This window comes from Lysobacter brunescens (assembly GCF_042677005.1).
GTDB classification, from domain to species: domain Bacteria; phylum Pseudomonadota; class Gammaproteobacteria; order Xanthomonadales; family Xanthomonadaceae; genus Lysobacter_I; species Lysobacter_I brunescens.
Map to the genome: position 1 here is coordinate 1,093,371 of NZ_JBHTIF010000001.1, position 24,498 is coordinate 1,117,868.

Annotated in this window: 25 protein-coding genes; 19 read left to right on the plus strand and 6 right to left on the minus strand. The window is 68.4% G+C overall.

The window, feature by feature from the left end; genetic code table 11:
* The first annotated feature begins 111 nt into the window (after positions 1 to 111).
* From ACFQ0E_RS04655 to ACFQ0E_RS04665, 3 genes are all read left to right on the plus strand, one after another.
* Positions 112 to 1,005 (plus strand): hypothetical protein, encoded by an 894-nt coding sequence (locus ACFQ0E_RS04655; RefSeq protein WP_386822518.1) that lies wholly within the window; start codon positions 112 to 114, stop codon positions 1,003 to 1,005.
* Positions 1,006 to 1,439: 434 nt separating this feature from the next.
* Complete coding sequence (locus tag ACFQ0E_RS04660) at positions 1,440 to 1,838, plus strand: hypothetical protein (RefSeq protein WP_386822519.1); 399 nt, start codon at positions 1,440 to 1,442, stop codon at positions 1,836 to 1,838.
* 220 nt (positions 1,839 to 2,058) lie between these two features.
* A complete protein-coding gene (locus tag ACFQ0E_RS04665; protein WP_386822520.1) occupies positions 2,059 to 3,330 on the plus strand; it encodes a glycosyltransferase in 1,272 nt (423 codons plus the stop codon).
* 44 nt (positions 3,331 to 3,374) lie between these two features.
* On the opposite strand, the gene ACFQ0E_RS04670 is transcribed toward ACFQ0E_RS04665, so the two are convergent.
* The gene (locus ACFQ0E_RS04670) at positions 3,375 to 4,505 is read right to left on the minus strand and encodes an alpha/beta hydrolase family protein (RefSeq protein WP_386822521.1); all 1,131 of its coding nucleotides are present in this window, start codon (positions 4,503 to 4,505) and stop codon (positions 3,375 to 3,377) included.
* A gap of 9 nt (positions 4,506 to 4,514) precedes the next feature.
* Here ACFQ0E_RS04670 and ACFQ0E_RS04675 point away from each other — a divergent pair, with 9 nt between their 5' ends.
* From ACFQ0E_RS04675 to ACFQ0E_RS04685, 3 genes are all read left to right on the plus strand, one after another.
* Positions 4,515 to 4,910, plus strand: a complete 396-nt coding sequence (locus ACFQ0E_RS04675; protein ID WP_386822522.1) for a hypothetical protein — start codon at positions 4,515 to 4,517, stop codon at positions 4,908 to 4,910.
* Between the two features lie 176 nt (positions 4,911 to 5,086).
* The gene (locus ACFQ0E_RS04680) at positions 5,087 to 5,734 is read left to right on the plus strand and encodes a glycoside hydrolase family 19 protein (RefSeq protein ID WP_386822523.1); all 648 of its coding nucleotides are present in this window, start codon (positions 5,087 to 5,089) and stop codon (positions 5,732 to 5,734) included.
* A gap of 141 nt (positions 5,735 to 5,875) precedes the next feature.
* Positions 5,876 to 6,292 carry a cupin domain-containing protein gene (locus ACFQ0E_RS04685; RefSeq protein ID WP_386822524.1) on the plus strand — a complete coding sequence of 139 codons (417 nt, stop codon included), beginning with the start codon at positions 5,876 to 5,878 and terminating at the stop codon, positions 6,290 to 6,292.
* Between the two features lie 10 nt (positions 6,293 to 6,302).
* On the opposite strand, the gene ACFQ0E_RS04690 is transcribed toward ACFQ0E_RS04685, so the two are convergent.
* The 3 genes from ACFQ0E_RS04690 to ACFQ0E_RS04700 are packed head-to-tail and all read right to left on the minus strand — an operon-like array spanning position 6,303 to position 8,407.
* Entirely contained in the window at positions 6,303 to 6,728 is a 426-nt protein-coding gene (locus ACFQ0E_RS04690) for a nuclear transport factor 2 family protein (protein ID WP_386822525.1), read from the minus strand.
* A 37-nt stretch (positions 6,729 to 6,765) separates the two neighbouring features.
* Positions 6,766 to 7,401, minus strand: a complete 636-nt coding sequence (locus ACFQ0E_RS04695) for a YdcF family protein (RefSeq protein WP_386824031.1) — start codon at positions 7,399 to 7,401, stop codon at positions 6,766 to 6,768.
* Between the two features lie 34 nt (positions 7,402 to 7,435).
* On the minus strand, positions 7,436 to 8,407 hold the full coding sequence (locus ACFQ0E_RS04700; protein ID WP_386822526.1) for a pyridoxal-phosphate dependent enzyme: 972 nt from the start codon (positions 8,405 to 8,407) through the stop codon (positions 7,436 to 7,438).
* Between the two features lie 223 nt (positions 8,408 to 8,630).
* Between ACFQ0E_RS04700 and ACFQ0E_RS04705 the strand changes: the two genes are divergently transcribed.
* The 5 genes from ACFQ0E_RS04705 (at position 8,631) to ACFQ0E_RS04725 (ending at position 14,097) form a co-directional block, all read left to right on the plus strand.
* Entirely contained in the window at positions 8,631 to 9,284 is a 654-nt protein-coding gene (locus ACFQ0E_RS04705; RefSeq protein WP_386822527.1) for a hypothetical protein, read from the plus strand.
* 539 nt (positions 9,285 to 9,823) lie between these two features.
* Positions 9,824 to 11,707 carry a tRNA uridine-5-carboxymethylaminomethyl(34) synthesis enzyme MnmG gene (mnmG, locus tag ACFQ0E_RS04710; RefSeq protein ID WP_386822528.1) on the plus strand — a complete coding sequence of 628 codons (1,884 nt, stop codon included), beginning with the start codon at positions 9,824 to 9,826 and terminating at the stop codon, positions 11,705 to 11,707.
* A 30-nt stretch (positions 11,708 to 11,737) separates the two neighbouring features.
* Positions 11,738 to 12,199 (plus strand): hypothetical protein, encoded by a 462-nt coding sequence (locus ACFQ0E_RS04715; RefSeq protein WP_386822529.1) that lies wholly within the window; start codon positions 11,738 to 11,740, stop codon positions 12,197 to 12,199.
* Positions 12,200 to 12,215: 16 nt separating this feature from the next.
* Entirely contained in the window at positions 12,216 to 12,779 is a 564-nt protein-coding gene (locus ACFQ0E_RS04720; protein WP_386824033.1) for an AAA family ATPase, read from the plus strand.
* Entirely contained in the window at positions 12,766 to 14,097 is a 1,332-nt protein-coding gene (locus tag ACFQ0E_RS04725; RefSeq protein ID WP_386822530.1) for a sialidase family protein, read from the plus strand. Before ACFQ0E_RS04720 ends, ACFQ0E_RS04725 begins: the two co-directional genes overlap by 14 nt.
* Positions 14,098 to 14,115: 18 nt before the next feature.
* On the opposite strand, the gene ACFQ0E_RS04730 is transcribed toward ACFQ0E_RS04725, so the two are convergent.
* The gene (locus tag ACFQ0E_RS04730) at positions 14,116 to 15,471 is read right to left on the minus strand and encodes an AMP-binding protein (RefSeq protein ID WP_386824035.1); all 1,356 of its coding nucleotides are present in this window, start codon (positions 15,469 to 15,471) and stop codon (positions 14,116 to 14,118) included.
* A 116-nt stretch (positions 15,472 to 15,587) separates the two neighbouring features.
* On the opposite strand from ACFQ0E_RS04730, the gene ACFQ0E_RS04735 reads away from it, so the two are divergent.
* The 6 genes from ACFQ0E_RS04735 to ACFQ0E_RS04760 all read left to right on the plus strand — a co-directional run bounded on the left by ACFQ0E_RS04735 (position 15,588) and on the right by ACFQ0E_RS04760 (position 19,845).
* Positions 15,588 to 16,178 carry a 4'-phosphopantetheinyl transferase family protein gene (locus tag ACFQ0E_RS04735; RefSeq protein WP_386822531.1) on the plus strand — a complete coding sequence of 197 codons (591 nt, stop codon included), beginning with the start codon at positions 15,588 to 15,590 and terminating at the stop codon, positions 16,176 to 16,178.
* Between the two features lie 42 nt (positions 16,179 to 16,220).
* Positions 16,221 to 16,877: a 16S rRNA (guanine(527)-N(7))-methyltransferase RsmG gene (gene rsmG / locus ACFQ0E_RS04740; protein ID WP_386822532.1), complete on the plus strand. Its 657-nt coding sequence runs from the start codon at positions 16,221 to 16,223 to the stop codon at positions 16,875 to 16,877.
* A 116-nt stretch (positions 16,878 to 16,993) separates the two neighbouring features.
* Complete coding sequence (locus ACFQ0E_RS04745) at positions 16,994 to 17,833, plus strand: ParA family protein (protein WP_386822533.1); 840 nt, start codon at positions 16,994 to 16,996, stop codon at positions 17,831 to 17,833.
* Positions 17,830 to 18,741, plus strand: coding sequence for a ParB/RepB/Spo0J family partition protein (locus ACFQ0E_RS04750; RefSeq protein WP_386822534.1), 912 nt, complete (start codon positions 17,830 to 17,832; stop codon positions 18,739 to 18,741). The genes ACFQ0E_RS04745 and ACFQ0E_RS04750 overlap by 4 nt, the downstream gene beginning before the upstream one ends.
* Before the next feature lie 43 nt (positions 18,742 to 18,784).
* A complete protein-coding gene (locus tag ACFQ0E_RS04755) occupies positions 18,785 to 19,507 on the plus strand; it encodes a glycosyltransferase family 2 protein (protein WP_386822535.1) in 723 nt (240 codons plus the stop codon).
* A 2-nt stretch (positions 19,508 to 19,509) separates the two neighbouring features.
* The gene (locus ACFQ0E_RS04760) at positions 19,510 to 19,845 is read left to right on the plus strand and encodes a lipid-A-disaccharide synthase N-terminal domain-containing protein (RefSeq protein ID WP_386822536.1); all 336 of its coding nucleotides are present in this window, start codon (positions 19,510 to 19,512) and stop codon (positions 19,843 to 19,845) included.
* Positions 19,846 to 19,860: 15 nt separating this feature from the next.
* Here the strand turns inward: ACFQ0E_RS04760 and ACFQ0E_RS04765 are convergent, their stop codons facing one another.
* On the minus strand, positions 19,861 to 21,186 hold the full coding sequence (locus tag ACFQ0E_RS04765) for an APC family permease (RefSeq protein ID WP_386822537.1): 1,326 nt from the start codon (positions 21,184 to 21,186) through the stop codon (positions 19,861 to 19,863).
* A gap of 196 nt (positions 21,187 to 21,382) precedes the next feature.
* On the opposite strand from ACFQ0E_RS04765, the gene ACFQ0E_RS04770 reads away from it, so the two are divergent.
* Positions 21,383 to 22,735 (plus strand): M20 family metallopeptidase, encoded by a 1,353-nt coding sequence (locus tag ACFQ0E_RS04770; protein ID WP_386822538.1) that lies wholly within the window; start codon positions 21,383 to 21,385, stop codon positions 22,733 to 22,735.
* Positions 22,736 to 22,904: 169 nt separating this feature from the next.
* A complete protein-coding gene (locus ACFQ0E_RS04775) occupies positions 22,905 to 24,410 on the plus strand; it encodes an alpha/beta hydrolase (RefSeq protein WP_386822539.1) in 1,506 nt (501 codons plus the stop codon).
* The last annotated feature ends 88 nt before the right edge of the window (positions 24,411 to 24,498 follow it).

The following is a 24,498-nucleotide window of genomic DNA, read 5'->3' on the forward strand; positions in this document are numbered from 1 at the left end:
GCGACGGTAAGCGCTGAGTTGTTGCGATAGCTCAAGCAACGCGCTAACAATTCGTCCAAGCCGACGCCGCTTCGCGGCGCGGCTTAACTCAGGTGTTAGACGCTAGGAATTATGGATCCAGTCCCCTCAAACATAACGAAGTCATACCCGAGGCGCGGGCCGCTCCAACAATTCCGCTTTGCGGATGGAACCGCTTTCAGATGTTTTCGGTGTGGTGACACGAAGAAATCGAAGCTCATCACTCTGTACGCAGGTGACTGGGCTAGAAAACTATGCAATGGATGCTATGGCCTACTCTTATCACTCTACGAGATCAAGGCCGGCGCAGCCGCAGAGGACGTACGGGCAGAGCAGCTTGCTGAAGAGCTTCTTTCTCTCGTCTCAGCTAATCAGCTACGTCAAGCTGAACGCATATATCGCGCCTCTGAGAAGCGCGCAGAGGTTCTGGCGGCACATTCGTTACGTTTCGTTGCTACTGCTGAGCACGTTGCTGCACAGCTGGATTCAGACCCGCAGCTTGAATGGTCGCCTGCTGTAATCGGCTTATGTAAAGCAGTTGAAGCTGAGGTTGTAAGCCGCATTCTCGTTCCCCTCGCAGTCTTGACGGCTAGCGAAGACCTCAGCGAAGACAAGAAAGACAAGGATATCGGCCGCATAGCCGCCTACTGCATCGATTCGGGACGAAAGCCTCCGGAACTCGGCACGTTCGCACACTTCCTTCAAACGGTAGTGCATAGTCAAGAAAGACGTGAAACAAGTCGGCTGATTCGTTGTTTTCTTAGCCTTATTGGAGATTGGGTGGGCTCTGTGTGGATACTTGACCCACAAGGGTTTCATCGTGCACTAGCCACGTTAACTACAAGTTATCGAAATCGTGCAGCTCACATTGAAGAGCTTTCTAGGCAAGACTACATCGATTGCCGTGAGCATACCTTTGGAAATAAAGGGCTGGTGTGGCAACTTGTTATTGCAACGGAAAAAACAAGTGACTGCCTTCGCGTCTAACAATTCATTCAAGCCGACGCCGCTTCGCGGCACAGCTTAATTCAGGCGTTAGAGCCCATGGTGCGGTTTCCAATCGTCGTGATGGTGGCAGTGGCGGCCGGTTGCTCCACCAGCACTTCGCCGCCGCCCTTTGAAGCCACCGTCGGTGAGCACTACGGGCCAATGCGACAACGCGTCGTGGCAGCCGGCTGGGAGCCAGTCCCTGTAAGGTGCTCCGAACAAAACCTCTGCTTTGAGGGTGAGCCAGAGCTCGCTACGGACTTGGCCACTAGCGAGACATGTGGGTACTTTTCGCATGGCGGCTCTAGGGTGAGGGTTTGCACTGACCCCATCTCGGACGGCAAGCGCCTGAAGAGCGTCCGGCATGGGCCCTAACAATTCGTCCAAGCCGAACCCGCTTCGCCAAGCGGCCTGACTCCGGCGCTGGAGCCCTCATGAAAATCCTTGTCGCCTTGATCGCAAGCGGATTCGCATTCAGCGCAAACGCATGCACGCCGCAGATCCATGTCTGGGTCCCGGGAACGCCGCCGCCACATACCGTTGTGGAAGGGTTGGTGACAGGAGACATTCGGTCTGGCGTGTGGGAGAGAACCATTCACGTACAGCCACGGATGTCACTTCGAGGGAAGTGGAAAACGGATTTGGACGTTCAAGTGCCCTGCGGGGCAGATTCCCCACGGTTGGGGGACGATGTTCTGGTGGTGAAGCTGGCCCATGATTCGAAAACCTGGATTCTGATTCCGCCATGGCAGGAGGATGAGTTTCGCGCGTTCCTGCGCGAAACGAAAAGATCACGAAAAGATCGGGACACCCAGGTTCTTTCCCCACGATGAGGCCATGACGCGGAGAACATCAGCGCCTTCTGGTCTTCCCTCTCGACCCGTGCCTTGAAGGTTTGATGGATTCCCGGTGCGCAAGCACCGATCGGGAATTCAGGAAAAGTCTGGCAGCCGATTGGCATGCGTGCGCCGTACGTGAGGGTTTCGCATCACGCAACGTGGAGCGCTGCCGGTATATTTGCCGGATCGAGTCAGATGGGACAGACCCCGGCGCATGAAGATCGGAATCCAGACCTGGGGCAGTCATGGCGATATCCGGCCGTTCGTTGCCTTGGCGGAGGGCCTGCAGGCGGCTGGTCATGAGGTCACGCTGGTCATCACCTGCGTCGACAGCGATCGCTACGACGAGCTCAGGGCGAGCACAGGCTTCGAACTGCGCATCGTTGCGACACCCACCGTGCCCGACAAGCAGGCGCTGGAGCGCATCGGGAACACGATCGTGCGCGAGCGCAACGCCATCAGGCAGACGCGGTTGGCGATCGAGCACCTGCTGCTGCCTGCCGAGACCGCGATGTACGAGGCGTCGGAACGACTTTGCGCGGAGAACGACCTCGTCATCGGCCACTACTTCCTGTACACGCTCGCTGCCGCGGCAGAACGGCAGGGCCGTCCCTGCGTCAGTGTCGTGCTGGCTCACGGGGCCGTGCCCTCGGCATTCCAGCCGCCGTCCGGGGTTCCCGATCTCGGCGCGTTCGGCAACCGCCTCGTCTGGCGGTTTGCCCGGTCGGTCTTGAACAGCAGCCTCAAGCGATATCCGGACCGACTGCGGAAACGCATCGGCGTTGCGCCCGCGCGCGACATGATCGACACCGTGTGGGCATCCGAGGACCTGACATTGCTCGCCATCACGCCGGCCATATGCGAGCGAAAGCCGGACTGGCCGGATCACTACCAGGTCTGCGGCGCGCTGGAGACGCGTGCATCCGTCGCCGAAGGCAGCGTCTCTCCGCAGCTGCTGTCGTTCCTTGCGTCGGGCGCACCACCGGTCTACATGACCTTCGGCAGCATGCTGTCAGGCAGCGACCAGCGGCAGACCATCGAACTGCTGGCGGCTGCGGCGGAAGCGGCTTCGACACGGGCGATCATCCAGGCGCCCGCGTGGAATCGACTTGGATTCGAATGCAGCAGTCAGATCCATTTCGTCGATTCCGCGCCGCACGCCTCGATCTTCCCGCGATGCAGCGCGGTGGTGCACCACGGTGGCGCTGGCACGTCGCAGGCTGCGCTTCTCGCTGGAGTGCCTTCGGTCGTCGTTGCCCATACGGCTGAGCAGGAACTCTGGGGCCGGGAGCTGCAGAGGATCGGCGTTGCGTGCAAGGCGATCACGCGTCGACGCGCAACGCCGACGCGCATCGCAGCAGCGATCAGTGAGGTGACGCAGTCGCAGCGTATCGCGGAGAACGCCAGATCAGTGGGCGCCCGACTGGCGGAAGAAGACGGTGTCGCGGTTGCTGTCAGGTGCATCGCCGACAGATTCGCGATCTGATTATCTGACGATCCATCGAGCCAGCGTTGCGTCGCAATGCGGCTTCATGCATCGGCTGTGGTGTCTGCGGGATCGGTAACGCGTCCAACGATCCAGTCGACGATCGCGTCGAACCGTTCCTGATCCAGCGCATGCGCGCGGTCGACGCGGAGATGGGTGATGAAATCGCCGGCGACTCTGGCCACGACCTGGTCGGCGTCACGCGAATACTTGTCCTGGCTGCCCGACACGACCATCGTCGGCCGGGGCCCGATGGCCGACAGCACGTGGTGCGTGTCGATCTCGCGTGCGAGTCCGGGCACCGTTTCGAACAGGGTGATGCCGGTGCCTTCGCGTCGACGTGTCTCGAAACTGCACACTGCGCCGCTGATGCATGCGAACCGGCATCGCGTGTCGACGGCGGCGTGATAGAGCGCGGTGTAGCCGCCGTAAGAGTGACCTGCCACGCCCACCTTGTCTGCGTCGATGCGGGTGGCCCGGAGCAGCACGCTCAGTGCACGCTGCGCGTCGTCCAGGCACTTGCGCATCAGCAGATCGCCATCGAGCAGGCGATAGCTCATCGCGTTGTAATGCTGCAGCCAATCGTACATATCCGGTGCAGTCCCCCGGACTGCGGCGCGTCGATCCTCGAAAGTGATGGCGTCCGGCGCCAGCACCGCGAGGCCCCTGCGCGCGAGTGCCGGCCCGAAGGCCTGGAACGGATCGCCCACCTCGCCGGCCACTTCGCTCTTGCCGAAGTGGAATTCGCCATTGTGCTGGTGGAAGACCACCACGCCGCCGAGCGTCGCGCCTGCGGTCGGCGTGAACAGGAAGGCCGGGATGAGGTCGCCTTCGAGTCCCGGGTACTCGATGCGTTCGCGGTCGAATCCGGCGAACGGCATGCGTTCGCTTCGCTGGAATTCCACCGGGACAGGGTGGGCAAGACCCAGGCGATCCCGGAGCGTCGTCGTGAGATCGATCATCCTCCGGGAGGATAGCGCGCACGTCGAAGCGCAGGCAAACCGCAGCATCGCAGCCGGCAGCGCGTCACCGGCGCGCACTTGTATCCCTGTCGACAGTCGCCTGCGTCTGCCGCCAGTGCTACGCTCGACTTCCCGATCTGGGCGTTGCACAGCGATGATCGATGACCTGCCACGTAGCATCGACATGGCCGACTTCAGGAGTGGCGCATGCATGCATTCCAGATGATCCTGATCGTGTTCGCTGCGGTGGCGCTCCTGGGGTTCGTCCAGTTGGTGCGCTGGGAGCGGCGCAGGTTCCTCGCGCGTGGATTGGCGGATTCATGGCTGAAGGTTCGCCTCTCGTCGATTCCCGCAGCAGTGTTCGTCGCAATCCTCGTGGTGGTCCCGGCCAGAAGCACGTCGGGCATGGAGGGACTTGCCGTGTTCTACGTCCTGCTGCTCGTCGCTGCGCCGTTGCTCTGGTTCGGCATGCATTGGGCGGCCGGCAGGCTGGTGACGCCAGCGCTCTCGTTCGCGGATTCGGCCCGCATCGCGGTTTCGCCGCTGGCCTACGCGCTGGTCGTCGCAGGAATTGCGCCGATCCTGCAGTCGATCGCGTGGTCGCTGGCGAGATCGTGAGCTGCGCAGTACCCAGGTGCAGTCATCATGTCGGCTCGGCAGGCCGTCTCCCGGGGATGGGTTCCGACCGGCGCGCGGTGCCAGTCGCAGGCCCTGCGCCGTGGATGCGCTGCAATGGTCGTGAGGCACCGTGCGCACGAGTCGCGCAGGGGCGCTCAAACCGGGAGGCGCTGCAGATGATCACCACCGAGACGCTCCGTCGCTTCGCGCCGAGAAGCCGCATGCCCGACGTGCATGCGCGTGCGCTGGAGGCGGCGCGCGTCAGCAGCAGCGTCGTCACGCCGCGCCGGCTCTGTCATTTCATGGGACAGATCTTCGTCGAGACCGGCGGCATCGCGCACATGGTCGAGAACCTGAATTACCGCAATGCCGCGCGGCTGGATGCCATCTTCAGATCGGTCCGCGGCATCGGGGACGCGAAGGCGCTGATCGCGCGCGGACCTGAGGCGATCGCCAACCGCGTCTACGCCAACCGCTTGGGCAACGGCGACGAAGCCAGCGGCGACGGCTGGCGCTATCGCGGCTCCGGCTACAAGCAGCTCACGGGCCGGGCGAATTATCGCGACATCGGCCGCATCGTCGGTCTCGATCTGGAAGCCGATCCGGAGCTCGCACGCGAACCGGAGGCCGCCGCGCGGATCGCGTTCGCGTTCTGGGATGCGCGCGGCTGTTCGCCGCTGGCCGATGCCGGCGATGTCGAAGGCATCACCGCACGCATCAACGGTCCGGCGAAACTGGGCCTGGCCGAGCGCAGGCAGGCGGTGCTGCGGGCGATGTCGATCTGGCGCCAGGCCATGTCGCCTCGTGACAGGCATGCTTCGTGACGGGCATGCTGCGGACGACGGACATCGTGGGGCGATGGCCCATGCGCGCGCCATGGATATTCCCTACGATCGGTTGCCGATGATGCGCACGTCGGTTCGCAGGTCGATGCGTCCGCCACAACCACACGAGGCCGTATCCGCATGAACGCTTCCACGCGAAAACCTGTCGTGCTCGGTCCCGGCGAAGGCCGGTCCTATCCGATGGGCGGTATCTCGGCGGTCTTCAAGGCCGATGGCGGCGAAACCGCAGGCGCCTATTCGATTTCCGAATGGTGGCTGGAGCCGAACACGCAGGGCCCCGGCGCCCATGCGCATCCCGAGGACGACATCTTCTACGTCATCGAAGGCGTGATGAGCTTCCTGGTCGATGGCGCATGGATCGACGCGCCGCGCGGCGCGTTCGTGCTGGTCCCTGGCGGCACGACGCATGACTTCGAGAATCGCGGCGCGGTGCGCGCGGGCGTGCTGAACCTGTCGATTCCCGGCGATTTCGAGCAGCACATGCCCGGTATCGCGGCTTGGTTCGCCGAACATCCGCCGGGCCCGGCTGGCGGATGACGCGGCGGTTTCATCCCACCTGCGCGATCCAGTCCTGCAGGTTGTAATAGTTGGTGACCCGCGCGATGCGGCCGTCGCGGATCTCGAAGAACGCGCCGCCCGGCAGCACATAGGTCTGCCCGTTCGCCGGCGGCAGCCCTTCATCGTCGGCGAGGTATTCGCCGTGAACGACATATTCGGCGGCGGCACGGCTGCCGTCGGGCGAGGCCATGACCACGATGTCGCGCAGCTGCTCGCGGTAGCAGCGGTCCATGCGCGCCATGAACGCGGCGAAGGCATCGCTGCCGATCTCGCGCGCGCCCTGGTTGAGATCGTGGGCCACGTCGTCGCTGAGCAGGGCCAGCATCGCCTCGCGGTCGCCGCGGTTGAAGGCAGCGTAGTAGGCGAGCACCAGTTCGGTGCTGCGGTCGTGGGCGCGGGTGCCGTCGATGATCATGGAAAACGCTCCTGGGAGGCGCTCGTCCCGGTGCAGGTCATTCCTTGCGCGGGAACAGGTCGCGGTGGAAGAAGTAGACCTCGGCCAGCAGGAACCGCCATTGCGTGGCGAAGCTGCGGTAGCGGCTGGTCGGCGTGGACGAGCCGAGACATTCGATGCCGACCTCGTTGCACAGGCGCAGCGCGCGCGACATGTGCAGCGGGTCGCTGACGACGATGGCGCGGGTCATCTTGCGCGCTCGCATCAGCGCGGCGGCCTCGCGCAGGTTCTCGCGCGTGTTGCGCGAGACGGTCTCGATCATGATCGCGTTGACCGGTACGCCGTGACGGACCGCATAGCGGCGCGCGACCTGCGATTCGGCGAAGCGCGCGCCGCTGCCGCCGAAGCCGCCGGTGAACAGCAGGGTCGGCGCCAGCCCGCGCTGGTGCAAGGCGATGCCATGGCGGATGCGTTCCTCGAACACCGGCGACGGACGCGCGTCGTACGCGGCGGCGCCGAGCACGATCACAGTGTCGGCGCGCACGTCGTCGCCTGCGGCCTGGTCGCGCGCGCCGATGTAGACGATCCACCCCGCCACGCCGCACAGCCACAGCAGCACCAGCAGGCACAGGCGCCACAGCTTGCCGAACAGGCCGCGCCGCCTGCGTCGCTTGCGCGAGGCGAGCGGTGCCAGCGGCGGAGGCAGGCCCTTGCTCACGCCGTCGCCCTCACGCCTGCGCCTGCCAGGGCAGCTGGTCCAGGTCGACGTTGCCGCCGGAGAGCACGATCCCGACCTGGCGGCCGGCGAAACGTTCGCGGTCGGCCAGCACCGCAGCCAGGCCGATCGCGCCGGAGGGCTCGACCACCAGCTTGAGCCGCTCCCAGAGCAGGCGCATCGCTGCGGCCACCGCGTCGTCGTCGACCAGCAGGATCCCGTCGACGTGCCGCTGCAGCAGGGCCAGGGTGCGCGGCGCGAGGTGGCCGCGCAGGCCGTCGCAGACGGTGCGCGCGGTCATGTCGGTGATGCAGCGGCCCTCGCGCAGCGAGGCATGGGCATCGGCGGCGCCGGCGGGTTCGGCGCCGTAGACGGTGATGCCCGGCCGCAGGGTCTTCGCCGCCAGCGAGGTGCCCGACAGCAGGCCGCCGCCGCCCACCGGGGCGAGCAGCACGTCGAGGTCGGGCGCCTCGCGCAGCAGCTCCAGCGCGACAGTGCCCTGCCCGGCGATCACGTCGCGGTCGTCGAAGGGGTGGACGAGGTGAGCGCCGGTCCGTTCGACCAGAGTGTCGGTCGCGGCGGTGCGCGCGGCCATGGTCGGCGCACAGCGCTCGATGCGCGCGCCCTGCGCGGCGATGGCCGCCAGCTTGATCGCCGGGGCACCCTCGGGGACCACCACCGTCGCCGGCACGCCGCGCAGGCGGCTGGCCAGCGCCAGGGCGGCGCCGTGGTTCCCGGAACTTTGGGTGACGATGCCGCGCGACACCGCCGCATCGTCGAGCGCGAAGACGGCGTTGCAGGCGCCGCGGAACTTGAAGGCACCGCTGCGCTGCAGGTTTTCGCACTTGAAGTGCAGCGAACAGCCGGCAATGTCGTCGAGCGAGCGGGAACGCAGCAGTGGCGTGACGCGCGCGTGCGGGGCGATGCGGGCCGCCGCGTTCAGGATGTCGTCGAAATGCGGGAGTGGGGGAACGGCCGCGTTCATCGCGACATCGTATCAGCCGCGGCGGCATGGGCGGCCGGATGGCGGTTGCCACCGTGGTCACCGGGATGCCTCCGTGCAGCCGGCGCGTGGGGATGCGATGATCCGGCAGGGCGTCTTAAGGACGCATTCAATCCCGCAGGCCGAAGCTGTCGGGGTGTGGCGGGCCGATGCCCGTCATCAATGACAGTCGAAGAACGACAGGGGTGCACCGATGTTCTCTTCAATGTCCCGTCTGGGTCTGGTTGCGACACTCTCCGCGCTGATTCTGACCGGCTGCGTCACCAGCTACACGTATCGCGATGGACCGGGTGGCGATTACTACTACGCCGAGCCCCGCGTCGAGTATTACGACGCCTATGGATACCCCTACGGATCAATTGGTTACGGCTATCCCGGCGGCTGGTACGGCCACTTCGGTTTCGGCTTCGGCTACATGCCGTATTCGCGTTACGGCTTCCCGTACGGCGCCTACGGCTATCGCTACGGATATCCGTACGGTTACTACCCGTACTGGCGCTACACGCACCGTCCGCCGCGTCATCGTCCGCCGGGTGGTCCGGGTCCTGGCAATGGTCCGGGCAGCGGCCCTGGCGGCGGCCCGCGCTTCACCGACAACGAGGGCGGGCCATGGCGCAACCTGGACCGTTTCCGCAATCGCGAACATCGCCCCCTGAATCCTGGCGGAGGCAGCAAGCCGCCGGGCGTGGTGGTCCGCGAGCGGCGTGCCCCGATCTCGTTGCCCGACAGTTCGCCGCCGCCGCGTCCGCGCATCGAAGCACCGCGTGCGCGCATGATCGACGCGCCTCGCCCGCGTCCTTCGATGCCCGCGCGCTCGGAACGTCCGGAACGAGAATTCCGTCGCGGAGAAGAGCCTTGATGGCCCTTGCCAACGCAGGGAATTGGTCGCAAGCTAGCCCAGCATGACCGGTTGCGTCGCATTGCGACGCAACTCGTTACGAGATCGCCGACCCCGGCGGGGAAATCCGGATCCCCCCTGTTCCGCTCCCCGTCGGGCGTCGGCACCTTACAACGGCGCTTCGGCGCCGTTTTTCGTTTGTGCCTGCCTGGGTGCCACGGTTCCGGGGCGTTGCGCGGGCTCGCCACGCGCATGCCGATCGCGAAGACAAAACGCGGAGACAAAAAAAGGGGTCGGACGTCCCCCGACATCCGACCCCCGGCTACCTCAGCGCGCACGTGGCCAGCCCTGTTCCACCCCGGCCAGCGCTTTCGCGCCTTGCCGCGCTGAGTGCCACTTGGGATAAGCAGGTTGCGTGCCAACTTCCTTCTGGCCTGCGTGCCGGCTTGCGTGCCGGTCGACTGCTTTAGACTTCCCCGCAATGCACCGGCGCGGCGACGCGGCACGGCTGCCATCGACCCGCCCGCCGACCGGCCGGGTCATCGATTCCAGGTCATCGCATGAACGACTTCTACACCTTCGACGTCATCGTTATCGGCGGCGGCCATGCCGGCACCGAGGCCGCGCTGGCGTCCGCCCGCGCCGGCGCGCGCACCCTGCTGCTGACCCACAACATCGAGACCGTGGGCGCGATGAGCTGCAACCCGGCCATCGGCGGCATCGGCAAGGGCCATCTGGTGAAGGAGATCGACGCACTGGGCGGGATCATGGCCCGCGCGGCCGATGCCGCCGGCATCCAGTGGCGCCGGCTGAACGCGTCCAAGGGCCCGGCCGTGCGCGCGACCCGCTGCCAGGCCGACCGCTCGCTCTATCGCAGTTTCATCCGCCGCGCGGTCGAGACCCAGCCGAACCTCACCGTGTTCCAGTCGGCGGTCGACGATCTCATTCTAGAGAACGATGCCGTCCGCGGCGCGATCACCAACACCGGCCTGCGCTTCCGCGCCGACGCCGTGGTGCTCACTGCCGGCACCTTCCTCGCCGGCAAGATCCACATCGGCGAGACCCAGTACGCCGCCGGGCGCATGGGCGACCCGCCGGCGACCACGCTGGCCGCGCGCCTGCGCGAGCGTCCGTTCGCGATCGACCGACTCAAGACCGGCACGCCGCCGCGCATCGACGGCCGCAGCCTCGATTACGCGGCGATGGAGGAGCAGCCCGGCGACGACCCGCGCCCGGTGTTCTCGTTCATGGGCAGCACCGCCGACCATCCGCCGCAGGTGTCGTGCTGGATCACCCACACCACCGAGCGCACCCACGAGATCATCCGCAACGCGCTGCACCGCTCGCCGCTGTACAGCGGCCAGATCGAGGGCATCGGCCCGCGCTATTGCCCGTCGATCGAGGACAAGGTGGTGCGCTTCGCCGAGAAGGCCAGTCACCAGATCTTCGTCGAGCCCGAAGGCCTCGACGTGCACGAGATCTATCCGAACGGCATCTCGACCTCGCTGCCGTTCGACGTGCAGCTGGACCTGGTGCGCAGCATCCGTGGCTTCGAGCGGGCGCACATCACCCGCGCCGGCTACGCGATCGAGTACGACTTCTTCGATCCGCGCGGGCTGAAGACCTCACTGGAGACCAAGCTCGTCTCCGGCCTGTTCTTCGCCGGGCAGATCAACGGCACCACCGGCTACGAGGAAGCCGCCGCCCAGGGCCTGATCGCCGGCCTCAACGCCGCGCGCCATGCGCAGCAGAAGGAGGCCTGGTCGCCGCGCCGCGACGAGGCCTACATCGGCGTGCTGATCGACGACCTGATCACCCACGGCACCAACGAGCCCTACCGCATGTTCACCAGCCGCGCCGAATACCGGCTGCAGCTGCGCGAGGACAACGCCGACCTGCGCCTGACCGAAACCGGACGCACGCTCGGCCTGGTCGACGATGCGCGCTGGGAGCGCTTCTCGCGCAAGCGCGACGCTGTGCAGGCCGAAACCACGCGCCTCGGCAGCGTGTGGGCGGCGCCGAACAACGCGCTCGGCCGCGAAGCGCTGGCGACGCTGGGCATCGACCTCAGCCGCGAGACGCATGCGCTGGACCTGCTGCGCCGACCGGAACTCGATTACGCGAAGCTGATGACCGTGCCTACGCTCGGCCCCGGCGTGGACGATGCCGACGTGGCCGAGCAGGTCGAGATCGAGGCCAAGTACGCCGGCTACCTTGCCCGCCAGCGCGAGGAGATCGCGCGCCAGCAGCGCCATGAACACACCGCGATTCCGGATGGTTTCGACTACGCGCATGTGCGCGGCCTGTCGAACGAAGTGCTGCAGAAGCTGCAGCGCGTGCGTCCGGAAACCGTCGGCCAGGCGCAGCGTATCCCGGGCATGACACCGGCCGCGATCTCACTGCTGCTGGTGCATCTGACGAAACGGCGCGGCGCGGCGGCGTGATCGCGCGCGCAGGGAATCCCGGGAGGGGTCATGCTGAGATCGATCGGTCACGTGGTGCTGCTGCTGGCACTGGGCCAGGACTGGATGCAGTGGAAGGGCGGGCAGCCGGCAGGACAGCCAGACGCGCCTGCACCCGCCGAAGTGCAGCAGCAGGACGGTGTTGCCACCGTCGTGGTGCTGCGTACGCAGAGCCTGGTCGGTGCTGGCCTGAAGTACGGGGTCAGCCTCGACGGCATGGATCGCGGCCAGCTCAGGACCGGCCGGCATGTCGAATTCGAGGCGCGCGCGGGTACGCCGCACACGGTCGGCGTGAAGTGCTTCGGCGGCTGGTCGCCGACCATGAAGTTCGACAGCCTGCAGTTCACCGCCGTGAACGGCGAGACGATTCATTTCAAGGTGCGCCCGGGTGGCGAGTGCGCGGTCATCGAACGGATCGGCGAAGAGGAAGCGCGGCAGCTGCTCGCGAAGTCGAGGAAGATCGACGTCGAATGATGCGCGCGCGCCAGGCATGCGAAGAGTCCTTCTGATTGGCCCTGGCGGCGCGGGAAAATCCACGCTCGCGCGCTTGCTGGCCGAGCGGCTGGACCTGCCGTTGCTTCATCTCGATGCGCTGTACTGGCAATCTGGCTGGGTGCAGCCGGAGCGCGATGCGTGGGAAGGGAGGGTTCGTGCCTTGCTCGCCGCCGAAGCCTGGGTGATGGATGGCAATTTCGGCGGTACGCTCGACCTGCGCCTGTCCGCCTGCGACACGGCATTGCTGCTCGATCTCCCGCCGTGGCAATGCCTGTGGCGCGTACTGCGGCGGCGCTGGATGCATCGCAGCCGGCATCGTCCGGACATGACGCCCGGCTGCAACGAAAGGATCGATCCGGATTTCCTGTGGTGGATCGCGACGTACCGTTGGCGCAGGCGCCCGGCCGTGCTGGTGAAGCTGCGCGAGGCGGCGGCGCATGGCGTTCGCGTCGAGGTGTTGCGCAGCGATGCCGGGATCGCGCGGTTCCTGGCGGCATTGCCGCAGGTGCGAAGGGGGTCGTCCGAAGCGGTCATGCATGAGGGCGATGGCGTACCCTAGCGCGATGCGTACGCCTACTCTCCTCACCGTCCTCGCCTTCGCCCTGCTCGCCGGCTGTGCCGCCGAGGTCGAAGCCCCGAAACCCGTGATCGCCGGCGACATCGCGATCGAGGCCTGGCCGCTGCCGGCGATGCCGGGCACGGCGCAGCCGGATCTGAGCCTTGCGCCCGATGGCCGACTGCTGCTGAGCTGGATCAGCGAGGTACCGGGGCGTCGCCCGGCCTTTCAGTTCGCCGAACACCTGCCCGATCGCGGCTGGCAGACCGCGCGCACGATCGCGGTCGGCAATTCGATGTTCGTGAACTGGGCCGACACGCCGCACATCACCGCCACGCCCGATCGCGCGCTGTGGGCGCACTGGCTGCAGAAATCCGCCGATGCGCCGTATGCCTACGACGTGATGCTGGTGCGTTCGCTGGACCACGGCATGAACTGGAGCGCGCCGCGCAAGGTGCACGACGACGCGACCACGACCGAGCACGGGTTCGTGTCGATGTGGGCGCAGGACGACGGTCTGCTCGGCGTGGCCTGGCTCGACGGGCGCAACACCGGCGGTGGCGCGGGGCACGAGGCGGGGCAGGGCGACGGGCATGGTGGCCACGGCGACGCGCGCGGCCCGATGACCCTGCGCGCGGCGGTGTTCGACGCGAACATGGCCGATCGCGATGCCGCGCAGATCGATGTCGATGTCTGCGACTGCTGCCAGACCGATGTCGCAACGACGCGCGATGGCGCGCTGCTGGTCTATCGCGACCGCACCAAGGACGAGATCCGCGACATCTACGCCACGCGGTTCGATGGCAAGGCGTGGTCGACGCCGAAGCCGGTGCATGCCGACGGCTGGAAGATGCCGGCCTGCCCGGTCAACGGTCCCTCGGTCGCGGCGCTGGACCGGCAGGCCGTGGTGGCCTGGTACACCGGCGCCAACGATGAGGTCGCGGTGAAGCTGGCGGCGTCCAGCGATGCCGGCGCGACGTTCGGCAAGCCGCTGGTGCTCGACAAGGGGCCCGAAGTCTCCGGCCGCGTGGCGGTCGCCATCGACGCGAAGCAGGTCTGGATCGTCTGGCTGCGCGAGGTGAAGGGTGCGCAGAGCCTGTGGCTGGCGCGCTACGCGCCCGATCTGTCGAAGGAAATACAGCGCACCAAGCTGGCCGACGTGAACGGCCGGGGCCGCGCCACGGGCATGCCGAAACTGGTGCTGGACGGCGCGGTCGCGCACGTGGTCTGGACCGATGTCGTCGACGGCACGCCGCAGCTCAAGGGCGTGCGGATCGTCGCGGCGGCCGCAGCGCCGAAGGCACCGGCGAAGGCCGGCTGATCGTTTGCGGCTGCGCGCTCAGCGCAGCAGCGGCAGCAGCGCTGCGCGTGGCAGCTTGCCGGTCTCGTTGCGCGGCAGCGCGTCGACCAGGCGCAGGCGGCGCGGCAGGAACAGCGGGTCGATGCTCTGGCGCAGCGCGTCGAGGATGGCGGTTTCGTCCATGCCCGGCGCCACGGCCAGCGCGGCGATGCGGCGCACGCCGGTGACCTCGCACGGATCGAGCTGCAGCATCACGCCGTCGAGCACGCCGGGCACGGCGAGCAGGCGGCGGGTGAGGTCGCCGAGCGAGGCGCGCTTGCCGGCGATTTCGAGCAGGTCGGCCTGGCGGCCGCAGAGCAGGAAGCGGCCTTCGGGACGCAGTTCGACCAGATCGGCCAGCATCACCGGCGCGGGCAGGTGCGCGGCCTGCACCAGGGTGCCGTCGGGCTGCGGCTGCAGGCGGACGTCGGGCAGCAGCTGCCACAGGTCGTCGCGCGCAGTGCGGCGGGTGGCGATCACGCAGGTCTCGGTGGAACCGAACAGTTCGCGCACCTCGCAGCCGAAGCGCTGCTCGGCGGCGGCGGCCAGCGCCTGCGGCAACGGCGCGGTGGCCGTCACGATCCCCGACGGACGCGGCAGGTCGATGCCCGACTCCACCAGCGCGCGCAGGTGCACCGGCGTGGTCACCAGCAGGGCCTCGCCGTGGGCCTCGCGCAGCGCGCGGGCCACGTCGTCCGGGAAGAACGGGCGTCCGCCATGCACGGCGGCGTTCGCCAGCAGCGGCAGCAGCACCGACAGCTCCATGCCGTACATGTGCTGCGGCGGCACCGTGGCGATGATCGGCAGCGTGGCCTCGGTCGCGCCGCCATCGGGCCAGAAATGCCGCAGCACCGCCGCGTTCTGCGCGGTGCTGCGGCGCAGGCTGCCCCAGGTCTTGGGGTTCGCGCCGGGCGTGCCGGTGCTGCCGGAGGTGAAGCCGATCATCGCCAGCGCGCCGGCATCGACCTCGGGACGCGGGCCGTCGAGCTTGGGCAGGCGTTCGGGCAGGGCATGCAGGCGCGGCGGCGCCGGGCTCAGGCGCACGTCGGAAATGCAGTAGCTGTCGGGATACTGGCGGCGCACGTCGTCGATCGCGGCGGGCGTGCGCGACGGCGGCAGCAGGTTGATCTGGCCGCGCAGCGCGACCGCGCAGAAGGCGACCAGGAAGCGGTAGCGGTCCTCGCAGAGGTTCACCGCGCAGGCGGCCTCGGGCAGGCCGGCGGCGACGCCGCGCACCTCGGCGAGGAAGGTGTCCAGCGGGATGCGGCCATGACCGTCGAAGGCGAAGCAGCGCCCGCCCGATCCCTCGGCGATCGCCATGCGCCGCGAGGCCGCCTGTGCCGCCCCGGCCCCCATCGATTCCAGCGCTGCCGACATCCGCCCGTTCTCCGCGTGTTTCTCCGGGCATTGTGGCTGCCCGCCCCGGCGTAGCTTACGCTGGCGCCCCCTGCCCGCCCAAATTCCGACGCACCGTGGAGTCCCTCGTTTCCGGCCCCGTGCATTGCGCCTGGTGGCCCTACCGTCCCGGTGACCGGGCCGAAGACCGGGTGCGCGACTGGCTCGGCGCGGCCTGGGGCGTGACGCCGGCGGCGCTGCGGATCGCGCGCGACGCCCACGGCCGGCCGCACATCGACGCCGGGCCGCACCATGCCGACGTCAACTGGAGCCACAGCGGCGAGCGGTTGATCGCCGCCTGCGCCGACGGTGCCCGGGTCGGCATCGACATCGAGCTGCTGCGCCCGCGCCCCAAGGCGCTGGCCCTGGCCCAGCGCTTCTTTCATCCGGCCGAGACCGAGGCGCTGGAGGGCCTGGCGACCGATCCGGACGCGCTGCAGCGCGACTTCACCCGGTTGTGGTGCGCGAAGGAAGCGCTGCTCAAGGCCCACGGGCGCGGGCTGTCGTTCGGACTGCACCGGCTGCGTTTCTCGCTGGACGACCGCGACGGCCCGCCGCGCCTGCTCGACTGCGACCCCGAACTGGGCCGGCCCGACGACTGGCGCCTGCACGCCTGGACGCCGTCGCCCGGCTATCTGGCGACGCTGGCGTGGCGCGACGCCGGCTGAGTCCTGCCAGACCTTGGCCCGAACCTCGGCGATAATGCCGCCATGAGCATGTCTTCCCTTCCCGCCGACGCGCGCGCGGACCTCGACGCCGGCCTCGCCGCGCTCGGCCTCGATGCCGCCCTGGCCGAGCCGCTGGCCCGCTATCTCGCGCTGATGCTGCGCTGGAACGCCACCTACAACCTCACCGCCATCCGCGACCCGCGCGAGATGGTGACCAAGCACCTGCTCGACTCGCTGGCGATGGCGCCGGCCGTGCGCGACGTGGCCACCCTGGCCGACCTCGGCACCGGCCCCGGCCTGCCGGGCATCCCGCTGGCCATCGCCACCCCGGGCCTGCGCGTGACCCTGGTCGAATCGGCCGGCAAGAAGGCGCGCTTCATGCGCGAGGCCCTGCGCACCCTGGGCCTGGGCAATGCCGAGGTCGCGGAGTCGCGGATCGAAGCCCTCGACCGCCCCGGTGCCTACCAGGCGATCACCGCCCGCGCCCTGGCCACCCTGCCGCAGATCCTGGCCCTGGGCGGGCACCTGCTGGCCCCTGACGGGGTGCTGCTGGCGATGAAGGGCGCGCGCCCGGACGAGGAGATCGCCGCCCTGCCGCCGGGCTGGACGGTGCGCGGGATCCAGCCGCTGGCCGTGCCCGGGCTGGACGCCGAGCGCCACCTGGTCACGATCGGCCGCGACCCTTCGGTCGCAAGCTGACCCCGGGACGCCCCGGCAGCAGGCATAATCTGCGGTTCGGCCGCTTTCGCTCCATACCGGAAGGCATGGGGTGGTACGGTGCATTCCGCCTCCACGAGTACCCACCGGACCCATCCATGGCCCGCATCATCGCCATCGCCAACCAGAAAGGCGGGGTCGGCAAGACCACGACCTCGGTCAACCTCGCCGCCGCGCTGGCGCTGGCTCCCAAGCGCGTGCTGCTGGTCGATCTCGACGCGCAGGGCAACGCGACCATGGGCAGCGGCGTCGACAAGCGCGAGCTCGCCGGCTCCACCTGCGACGTGATCCTGGAGGAGATGCATGCGGTCGATGTCGTGGTGCGCACGCCGGAAGGCTTCGACCTGCTGCCCGGCAACACCGACCTGACCGCCGCCGAGATCGAGCTGATGGACGAGCCCGGCCGCGAGCAGCGCCTCAAGCGCGCGCTCGACAGCCTGCGCGACCGCTACGACTTCATCATCATCGACTGCCCGCCGGCGCTGTCGCTGCTCACCCTCAACGCGCTGACCGCCGCCGACTCGGTGCTGGTGCCGATGCAGTGCGAGTACTACGCGCTGGAAGGCCTGAGCGCGCTGATCGAGACCATCGAGGCGCTGAAGGCCAAGCTCAACCCCGCGCTGGAGATCGAGGGCGTGCTGCGCACTATGTTCGACGCGCGCAACAACCTCGCCAACGCGGTGTCCGCCGACCTGGAGAAGCACTTCGGCGACAAGGTGTTCACCACCGTGGTGCCGCGCAACGTGCGCCTGGCCGAAGCGCCCAGCTACGGGCAGAGCATCGTCGGCTACGACCGCGCCTCGCGCGGCGCCATCGCCTACCTCGGCCTGGCGGTGGAAGTGATCCGCCGCCAGCGCGAGCGCCAGCTGGAGCGTCAACAGGCCGGGACGGCCGCCCACGACAAGTCGTCCGCATCCTCGGAGGAGACGTCCGCATGACGGCAGTGAAAAAGCGTGGCCTCGGCCGCGGTCTCGAAGCCCTGCTCGGCCCCAAGGCCGCCGCGGAGGCGCCCGCGCTGGAAGCCACGCCCACCGACACCCTGCGCATGCTGCCGATCGATGCGCTGACCCCCGGCAAGTACCAGCCGCGCCGCGCGATGGACCCGGGCAAGCTCACCGAGCTGGCCGAGTCGATCAAGGCACAGGGCGTGATCCAGCCGGTCGTGGTGCGCGAGATCGACCGCGACAAGGGCGGCAAGGTCTACGAGATCATCGCCGGCGAACGTCGCTGGCGCGCCTCGCAGCAGGCCGGCCTGAGCGAAGTGCCGGTGGTGATCCGCGAGGTCGACGACCGCACCGTGGTCGCGATGGCGCTGATCGAGAACATCCAGCGCGAGGACCTCAACCCGCTGGAAGAGGCGCAGGCGCTGCAGCGCCTGATCGACGAATTCGACCTCACCCACGCCCAGGCCGCCGAGGCCGTGGGCCGTTCGCGCGCAGCGGTGTCCAACCTGCTGCGCCTGCTCGAACTGCCGCCGGACATCCGCACCCTGGTCGAGACCCGCGCGCTGGAAATGGGCCACGCCCGCGCCCTGCTGTCTCTGACCCCGCAGGCCGCGATCGCCCTGGCCCGCCAGGCCGCCGAGCACGGCTGGTCGGTGCGCGAGGTCGAGCACCGCGTGCAGCAGCTCAGCGCCGGCCAGATCCCGACCGGCAACAAGGCCGCCAAGCCCGTGAAGGCCAAGCCGCAGGCCGACATCGTCGCCCTCGAGCGCGACCTGTCCGAATCGCTCGGCACCGTCGTCAACGTCCTCCACGGTCGCGGCGGCAAGGGCCGCCTGGTCATCCACTACACCGACCTGGAGACGCTGGACGGGGTGCTGGAGCGGTTGAAGGCGCGCATTTGAGCGCGTCTTCCGGCAGTTGGCGCACATTACGCGGATTCCATCGATGACCCCCCCCCATCTCTCCGTCGTCGTCCCGGTGTTCAACGAGCGCGACAACGTCACGCCGCTGGTCAACGAGATCGTCGCCGCGCTGCGCGGTCTGGTCGACTTCGAGATCGTCTACGTCGACGACCATTCGCGCGACGACACGCTCGCCGTGCTGCAGGGCCTGAAGGCCACGGTGCCGGAGCTGCGCGTGCTGCACCACGTCAGCCAGAGTGGGCAGAGCACCGCGGTGCGCACCGGCGTGAAGGCCGCGCGCGGCGCGTGGATCGCCACGCTCGACGGCGACGGCCAGAACGATCCGGCGGACATCCCGAAGCTGCTCGCCAAGCGCGCGGAATCGCCCGCCGACGTGAAGCTGTTCGCCGGCTGGCGCGTCAACCGCCAGGACACCGGCAGCAAGCGCTGGGCCTCGAAGTTCGCGAATGCGATCCGCAGCCGCATGCTGCGCGATGCGACACCGGACACCGGCTGCGGCATCAAGCTGTTCGAGCGCGAGGCCTTCCTCGACCTGCCGTACTTCGACCACATGCATCGCTACCTGCCCGCGCTGATGCAGCGCGCGGGCTGGAAGACGGTCAGCGTGCCGGTGAACCACCGCCATCGCGCCAGCGGCGTGTCCAAGTACAACAACCTCAACCGCGCCTTGGTCGGCCTGCGCGACCTGCGCGGCGTGGCCTGGCTGATCGTGCGCAGCAAGCGCACGGCGGTGCGGGAGCTCTGAGCATGGACCTGATGAACACGCCGATCGCGTGGCTGGAGTGGACCGGCATCCACATGAGCCCGTGGAAGCTGATCGGCCTGACCGGCGCGCTGATGTTCGGCTGCCGCTGGGTGGTGCAGTTCATCGCCAGCAAGCGTGCCGGCAAGCCGGTCATCCCGCGCCTGTTCTGGTACATGAGCATCGTCGGCAGCCTGATGACGCTCAGCTACTTCATCTTCTCCTCGAAGCAGGACGCGGTCGGCATCCTGCAGAACCTCTTTCCCGCGTTCACCGCCTGCTACAGCCTGTATCTGGACATCAGGCATCGCGGCTGGGATCGCGACCGCAACACGCACTGAATCCCTGCGCTGCGGTCAGGCCGCTTTTTTCGCCGCGCCGCGCAGTCCCGCGTACACCAGCACCAGCGCACCCAGCGCAATGCCAATGGCGGCCCATTCGTCGGGCTTGAGCGTGGTGACGATGGCGAGCATCGCCAGCAGCGAGATCGCCGGGATCAGCGGACCGCCGGGCAATGCGAAGGGCGTGGCCTCGGCATCGCGCAGGCCGATGTGCTGCGCGCGCCACGCGGCGACGCTGACGAAGGCGTACATCAGGCAGATGGCGCCGCCGGAGATCAGCGCGAGCTTGTCGAAGCTGCCGCCCAGCGCGAGTAGCCAGGCGGGAATCGCATGCGCGGCCAGCGCGAACAGCGGCACGCGGTGCGTTTCGGTGACGCGGCCGAAGGCGCGCGGCAGGTAGCCGTCGCGACCGAGCGCGAATACCAGGCGCGAGGTGCCCATCAGGTTGCCCATCAGGAAGCCGGTCATCGACACGCAGGCGGTGGCGAGCAGCAGCACACGGCCGGGTTCCCACAGTTTCGCGGCGGTGTCGGCGATCGGCACCGGGCTGTTCGCCAGTGCCGGGCCGAGCAGACCCTGGCCGACGATCTGCAGGCCCAGGTACAGCAGCACTACCAGCAGGATCGCGGCCAGCGTCGCGCGCGGCACGTTGCGCGAGGGGTCGCGCAGCTCGCCCGACGGCACCAGCGCGGTCTCCATGCCCGAGTAGGCGAACATCACCAGCACCATCGAGGCGCCGAGCGCGGAGACCGAGGGCACGTCGCCGAAGGAAAAGCTCACCTGCGACCAGTCGACGAACCAGATGCCCACCGCCGCGAGCAGGAACAGCGGCGCGAGCTTCAGCGTGGCCAGCACCGCGATCGCGCGCGCGCCGAGCTTCACGCCGAAGGCATTGAGCGCGAACAGCAGCGCGTACACGCCGGTGAGCAGCAGTGCGCGCTCGGTCTTGCCGGCGAGGGCGGGCACGAGCGTCGCCACCTGCTCGGACAGCGCGGCGGCGACGCCGGCGCTGGAGGCGATGTTGCTGATCCACATCAGCGCGCCGGCGATGAAGCCGGCGAACGAACCGAACACGGCGGTGAGGTAGGTGTAAGGCCCGCCGGTGGCGCGCACGCGGCTGCCGATGGCGGAGAAGCACAGCGCGACCGGGATGATCGCCAGCGCGCCGGCGAGGATCGCCAGCGGCGCGGCCATGCCCATCTGTCCGCCCAGCGCCGAGGGCATACGGAAGATGCCGCCGCCGATGATCACGTTGATGACCGCGGCGGTCAGCGCGAAGGTGCCGACGGCACGGATCAGCGCGGCGTCGCCTTCCAGCGGCCGGGAGGACGGGTTCGACATGGGTGGGTCCCGATGGATGCGAAAGGCCGCAGACTCGCATGCATGCCGGCGTTTGACGAGCAGTCGGGCGACCGCTTTCGGCGATACCGATCATGCCGGTTCGGGCGACTCGTGGAGAACCATGACGGATGCCCGGTTCGCCGGGGGCGCAGCGACGCGATGGGGTAGGATCGGCGGATCACTCCGGAGGCCCCGCATGCGCACGCTCCTGCCCGCTTCGATCCTGCCCGCTTCGACCGCGAGCGCCACCACCCTTGCCGCCGCGCTCGCCGCACTGCTGTCCGCCTCGTCCGCATTCGCCGCCGACGGCGCGCGCCCTGAGGTCGACGCGCAGGCCCAGCGCCTGCAGCCGAAGGTGCTGGCCTGGCGTCGCGACATCCACCAGCATCCCGAGCTGGGCAATCGCGAGGTGCGTACGTCGAAGCTGGTCGCCGACCACCTGCGCAAGCTTGGTTTCGAGGTGAAGACCGGCATCGCCACCACCGGCGTGGTCGCGGTGCTCAAGGGCGGCAAGCCCGGCCCGCGCATCGCGCTGCGCGCCGACATGGACGCGCTGCCGGTGACCGAGCGCAACGACCTGCCCTTCGCATCGAAGGCCACCTCGACCTTCCGCGGCGAGACCGTCGGCGTGATGCATGCCTGCGGCCACGACGCGCACACCTCGATCCTGATGGGCGTGGCCGAGGCGCTGGCGGCGATGAAGGCCGATCTGCCGGGCGAGATCCTGTTCGTGTTCCAGCCCGCCGAGGAAGGCCCGCCGGACGGCGAGGAAGGCGGCGCCGAGGAAATGCTGAAGCAGGGCATCTTCCGCGACTTCAAGCCGGAGGCCGTGTTCGGCCTGCACGTGTTCAGCACGCTCAACGCCGGCAAGGTCGGCTATCGCAGCGGCCCGACGATGGCCGCGTCCGACCGCTTCAACATCGTGATCAAGGGCCGGCAGACCCACGGCTCGCGGCCCTGGGGCGGCGTGGACCCGATCGTCGCGGCGGCCGACGTGATCGGCAGCGCGCAGACGATCGTGTCGCGTCGGCAGAACATCTCCAAGCAGCCCGTGGTCGTCAGCTTCGGCGCGATCAAGGGCGGCATCCGCTACAACATCATCCCGGACCAGGTCGAACTGATCGGCACCATCCGCACCTTCGACGAAGGCATGCGCCAGGCCGTGTTCAAGGACCTGGTGAACGTCGCCGAGCACGTGTCCGCCGCGCACGGCGCCACCGCCGTCGCCCAGGTGCCCGACACCAAGGGCAACCCGGTCACCGTCAACGACCCTGCGCTCACCGCGAAGATGGTGCCCAGCCTCCAGCGCGCGGCGGGCGCAGGCAACGTCGTCGAGATGGACCTCAACATGGGCGCCGAGGATTTCTCGTTCTACGCCCGCGAAGTCCCCGGGTTCTTCTTCTTCGTCGGCGCCACGCCGCAGGGACAGGACCCGGTGAAGGCGCCGTCGAACCACTCGCCGGAATTCTTCCTCGACGAATCCGCGCTCGATGTCGGCTTCCGCTCGATGCTGCAAGTGACCCTGGATTACCTGCACGGCCGCGCGTAAGTCCATCCCCGCGTCGACACCGCCACCTCCGACTCCGCCTGTCCCGGACAGGCGGGGATTGCCGCGCTTGTGCCCGCGCATCCCGCCGGTCACATTCTCCCCGCCCCTGCGTCCTGATCCCTGAAGCCGGTCGACGTTGCCGGCGAACCCCCAGCACCGGAAGTCCTCCATGCCCAAATTCCTTTTGTTGTCCGCCCTGGCGCTCGCGCTCGCCGGCTGCGGTGGCGGCGCCACCCAGACCGCCCCGACCCTGCGCACCGATGCCGAGGGCGACCTGCGCTACGGCCAGCTGCGCTTCAAGCCCTGTTCCCTCGGCGAGGAAGGCACCGCCGCCATCGAGGCGCAGTGCGCCACCCTCAAGGCGCCCGAGAACCACGATGCCCCGAAGGGGCGGACGATCGACCTCGCCGTCGCGCTGATCCCGGCGAAGAACGCCACCCAGCCCGATCCGCTGGTCATCCTCGCCGGCGGCCCGGGCCAGGCCATCCTCGATGCCTATCCCGGGCTGCACGACGCGCTGGAAGACGTGCGCCGCAGTCGCAACATCCTGCTGATGGATGCACGCGGCACCGGCGGCTCGCATCTCCTGGAGTGCGATGAACTGGGCGAGCTGATGGACGGCAGCGCCACCGAACCCGACGCCGCGCAGATGCGGGGGCTGGCAGAACGCTGCCGCGGTCGCCTGTCGAAGACCTCGGACCTGCGCTACTACACCACCACCGACCACATCCGCGACCTCGACCTGCTGCGCAGGACGGTCGGCGTGGACAAGCTCAACCTCGTCGGCATTTCCTACGGCACCCGCGTCGCGCAGCAGTTCGCCAAGCGCTATCCGGCGCACACGCGCACGGTCACGCTCGATTCGATCGCGCCGAACACGCTGGTGCTGGGCCAGGAGCACGCGCGCAACCTCGACGCGGCGCTGAAGCAGCAGTTCGCACGCTGCGCCGCCGACCCGGCGTGCAAGCGCAACATCGGCGATCCGGTGGCGATGCTGGCGACGGTGCGCGCGACGCTGCAGGCCGGCGGCATCGCCCCGGTGCGCTACCGCGACCCGACCAGCGGCGAATGGCGCGAGGAAGCGCCGGCCTTCGGGCATCTGAGCGCGCTGCTGCGCTTCTATGCCTATCGTCCCGAGTCCGCGTCGATGCTGCCGCTGGTGCTGCACGATGCCTCGAAAGGCCGCTACGAGCCGCTGCTGTCGCAGGCCCGTTCGCTGGCCGGTGATCTCGGCGATTCGATGGCGCTGGGCATGCATCTGTCGGTCAGCTGCACCGAGGACCCGGAGATCCGCATCGATCCCGCCGACAAGGACACCATCCTCGGCACCTCCATGGCCGAATTCCTGCAGGCGCAGTGCGCGGCCTGGCCGAAGGGCGCGCGCCCGGCGGACTTCCGCACGCCGCTGTCCGGCAACGTGCCGGTGCTGGCGATCAGCGGCGAATTCGACCCGGTCACGCCGCCGCGCTACGGCGACGAGGTGGTGAAGACCCTGCCCAACGGCCGTCATCTCGTCCTGCCCGGCCAGGGCCACAGCGTGCTGACCACCGGCTGCATGCCCAAGCTGTTCGCGCAGTTCGTCGAGAAGGCTGATGCGAAGGCGCTCGACGCCGGCTGCCTCAAGCGCCTGAAGGCCTCGCCGCCGTTCGCGGGCTACTACGGCTGGGAGCCCTGATCATCCGCTCCCCGGCGTCAGGAATCTATTTCATCAAGCCATTCCATCGAGCCGCGCCGCATCGCGTGGTTCAACCAAGAGTCTTCCC

Coding starts and splice junctions, on each gene's coding strand:
- ACFQ0E_RS04655 (WP_386822518.1), top strand. CDS start 112: ATGGATCCAGTCCCCTCAAACATAACGAAGTCATACCCGAGGCGCGGG.
- ACFQ0E_RS04660 (WP_386822519.1), top strand. CDS start 1,440: ATGAAAATCCTTGTCGCCTTGATCGCAAGCGGATTCGCATTCAGCGCA.
- ACFQ0E_RS04665 (WP_386822520.1), top strand. CDS start 2,059: ATGAAGATCGGAATCCAGACCTGGGGCAGTCATGGCGATATCCGGCCG.
- ACFQ0E_RS04670 (WP_386822521.1), bottom strand. CDS start 4,505: ATGCATGCGCCACTCCTGAAGTCGGCCATGTCGATGCTACGTGGCAGG.
- ACFQ0E_RS04675 (WP_386822522.1), top strand. CDS start 4,515: ATGATCCTGATCGTGTTCGCTGCGGTGGCGCTCCTGGGGTTCGTCCAG.
- ACFQ0E_RS04680 (WP_386822523.1), top strand. CDS start 5,087: ATGATCACCACCGAGACGCTCCGTCGCTTCGCGCCGAGAAGCCGCATG.
- ACFQ0E_RS04685 (WP_386822524.1), top strand. CDS start 5,876: ATGAACGCTTCCACGCGAAAACCTGTCGTGCTCGGTCCCGGCGAAGGC.
- ACFQ0E_RS04690 (WP_386822525.1), bottom strand. CDS start 6,728: ATGATCATCGACGGCACCCGCGCCCACGACCGCAGCACCGAACTGGTG.
- ACFQ0E_RS04700 (WP_386822526.1), bottom strand. CDS start 8,407: ATGAACGCGGCCGTTCCCCCACTCCCGCATTTCGACGACATCCTGAAC.
- ACFQ0E_RS04705 (WP_386822527.1), top strand. CDS start 8,631: ATGTCCCGTCTGGGTCTGGTTGCGACACTCTCCGCGCTGATTCTGACC.
- mnmG (WP_386822528.1), top strand. CDS start 9,824: ATGAACGACTTCTACACCTTCGACGTCATCGTTATCGGCGGCGGCCAT.
- ACFQ0E_RS04715 (WP_386822529.1), top strand. CDS start 11,738: ATGCTGAGATCGATCGGTCACGTGGTGCTGCTGCTGGCACTGGGCCAG.
- ACFQ0E_RS04720 (WP_386824033.1), top strand. CDS start 12,216: ATGCGAAGAGTCCTTCTGATTGGCCCTGGCGGCGCGGGAAAATCCACG.
- ACFQ0E_RS04725 (WP_386822530.1), top strand. CDS start 12,766: ATGGCGTACCCTAGCGCGATGCGTACGCCTACTCTCCTCACCGTCCTC.
- ACFQ0E_RS04730 (WP_386824035.1), bottom strand. CDS start 15,471: ATGGGGGCCGGGGCGGCACAGGCGGCCTCGCGGCGCATGGCGATCGCC.
- rsmG (WP_386822532.1), top strand. CDS start 16,221: ATGAGCATGTCTTCCCTTCCCGCCGACGCGCGCGCGGACCTCGACGCC.
- ACFQ0E_RS04745 (WP_386822533.1), top strand. CDS start 16,994: ATGGCCCGCATCATCGCCATCGCCAACCAGAAAGGCGGGGTCGGCAAG.
- ACFQ0E_RS04750 (WP_386822534.1), top strand. CDS start 17,830: ATGACGGCAGTGAAAAAGCGTGGCCTCGGCCGCGGTCTCGAAGCCCTG.
- ACFQ0E_RS04755 (WP_386822535.1), top strand. CDS start 18,785: ATGACCCCCCCCCATCTCTCCGTCGTCGTCCCGGTGTTCAACGAGCGC.
- ACFQ0E_RS04760 (WP_386822536.1), top strand. CDS start 19,510: ATGGACCTGATGAACACGCCGATCGCGTGGCTGGAGTGGACCGGCATC.
- ACFQ0E_RS04765 (WP_386822537.1), bottom strand. CDS start 21,186: ATGTCGAACCCGTCCTCCCGGCCGCTGGAAGGCGACGCCGCGCTGATC.
- ACFQ0E_RS04770 (WP_386822538.1), top strand. CDS start 21,383: ATGCGCACGCTCCTGCCCGCTTCGATCCTGCCCGCTTCGACCGCGAGC.
- ACFQ0E_RS04775 (WP_386822539.1), top strand. CDS start 22,905: ATGCCCAAATTCCTTTTGTTGTCCGCCCTGGCGCTCGCGCTCGCCGGC.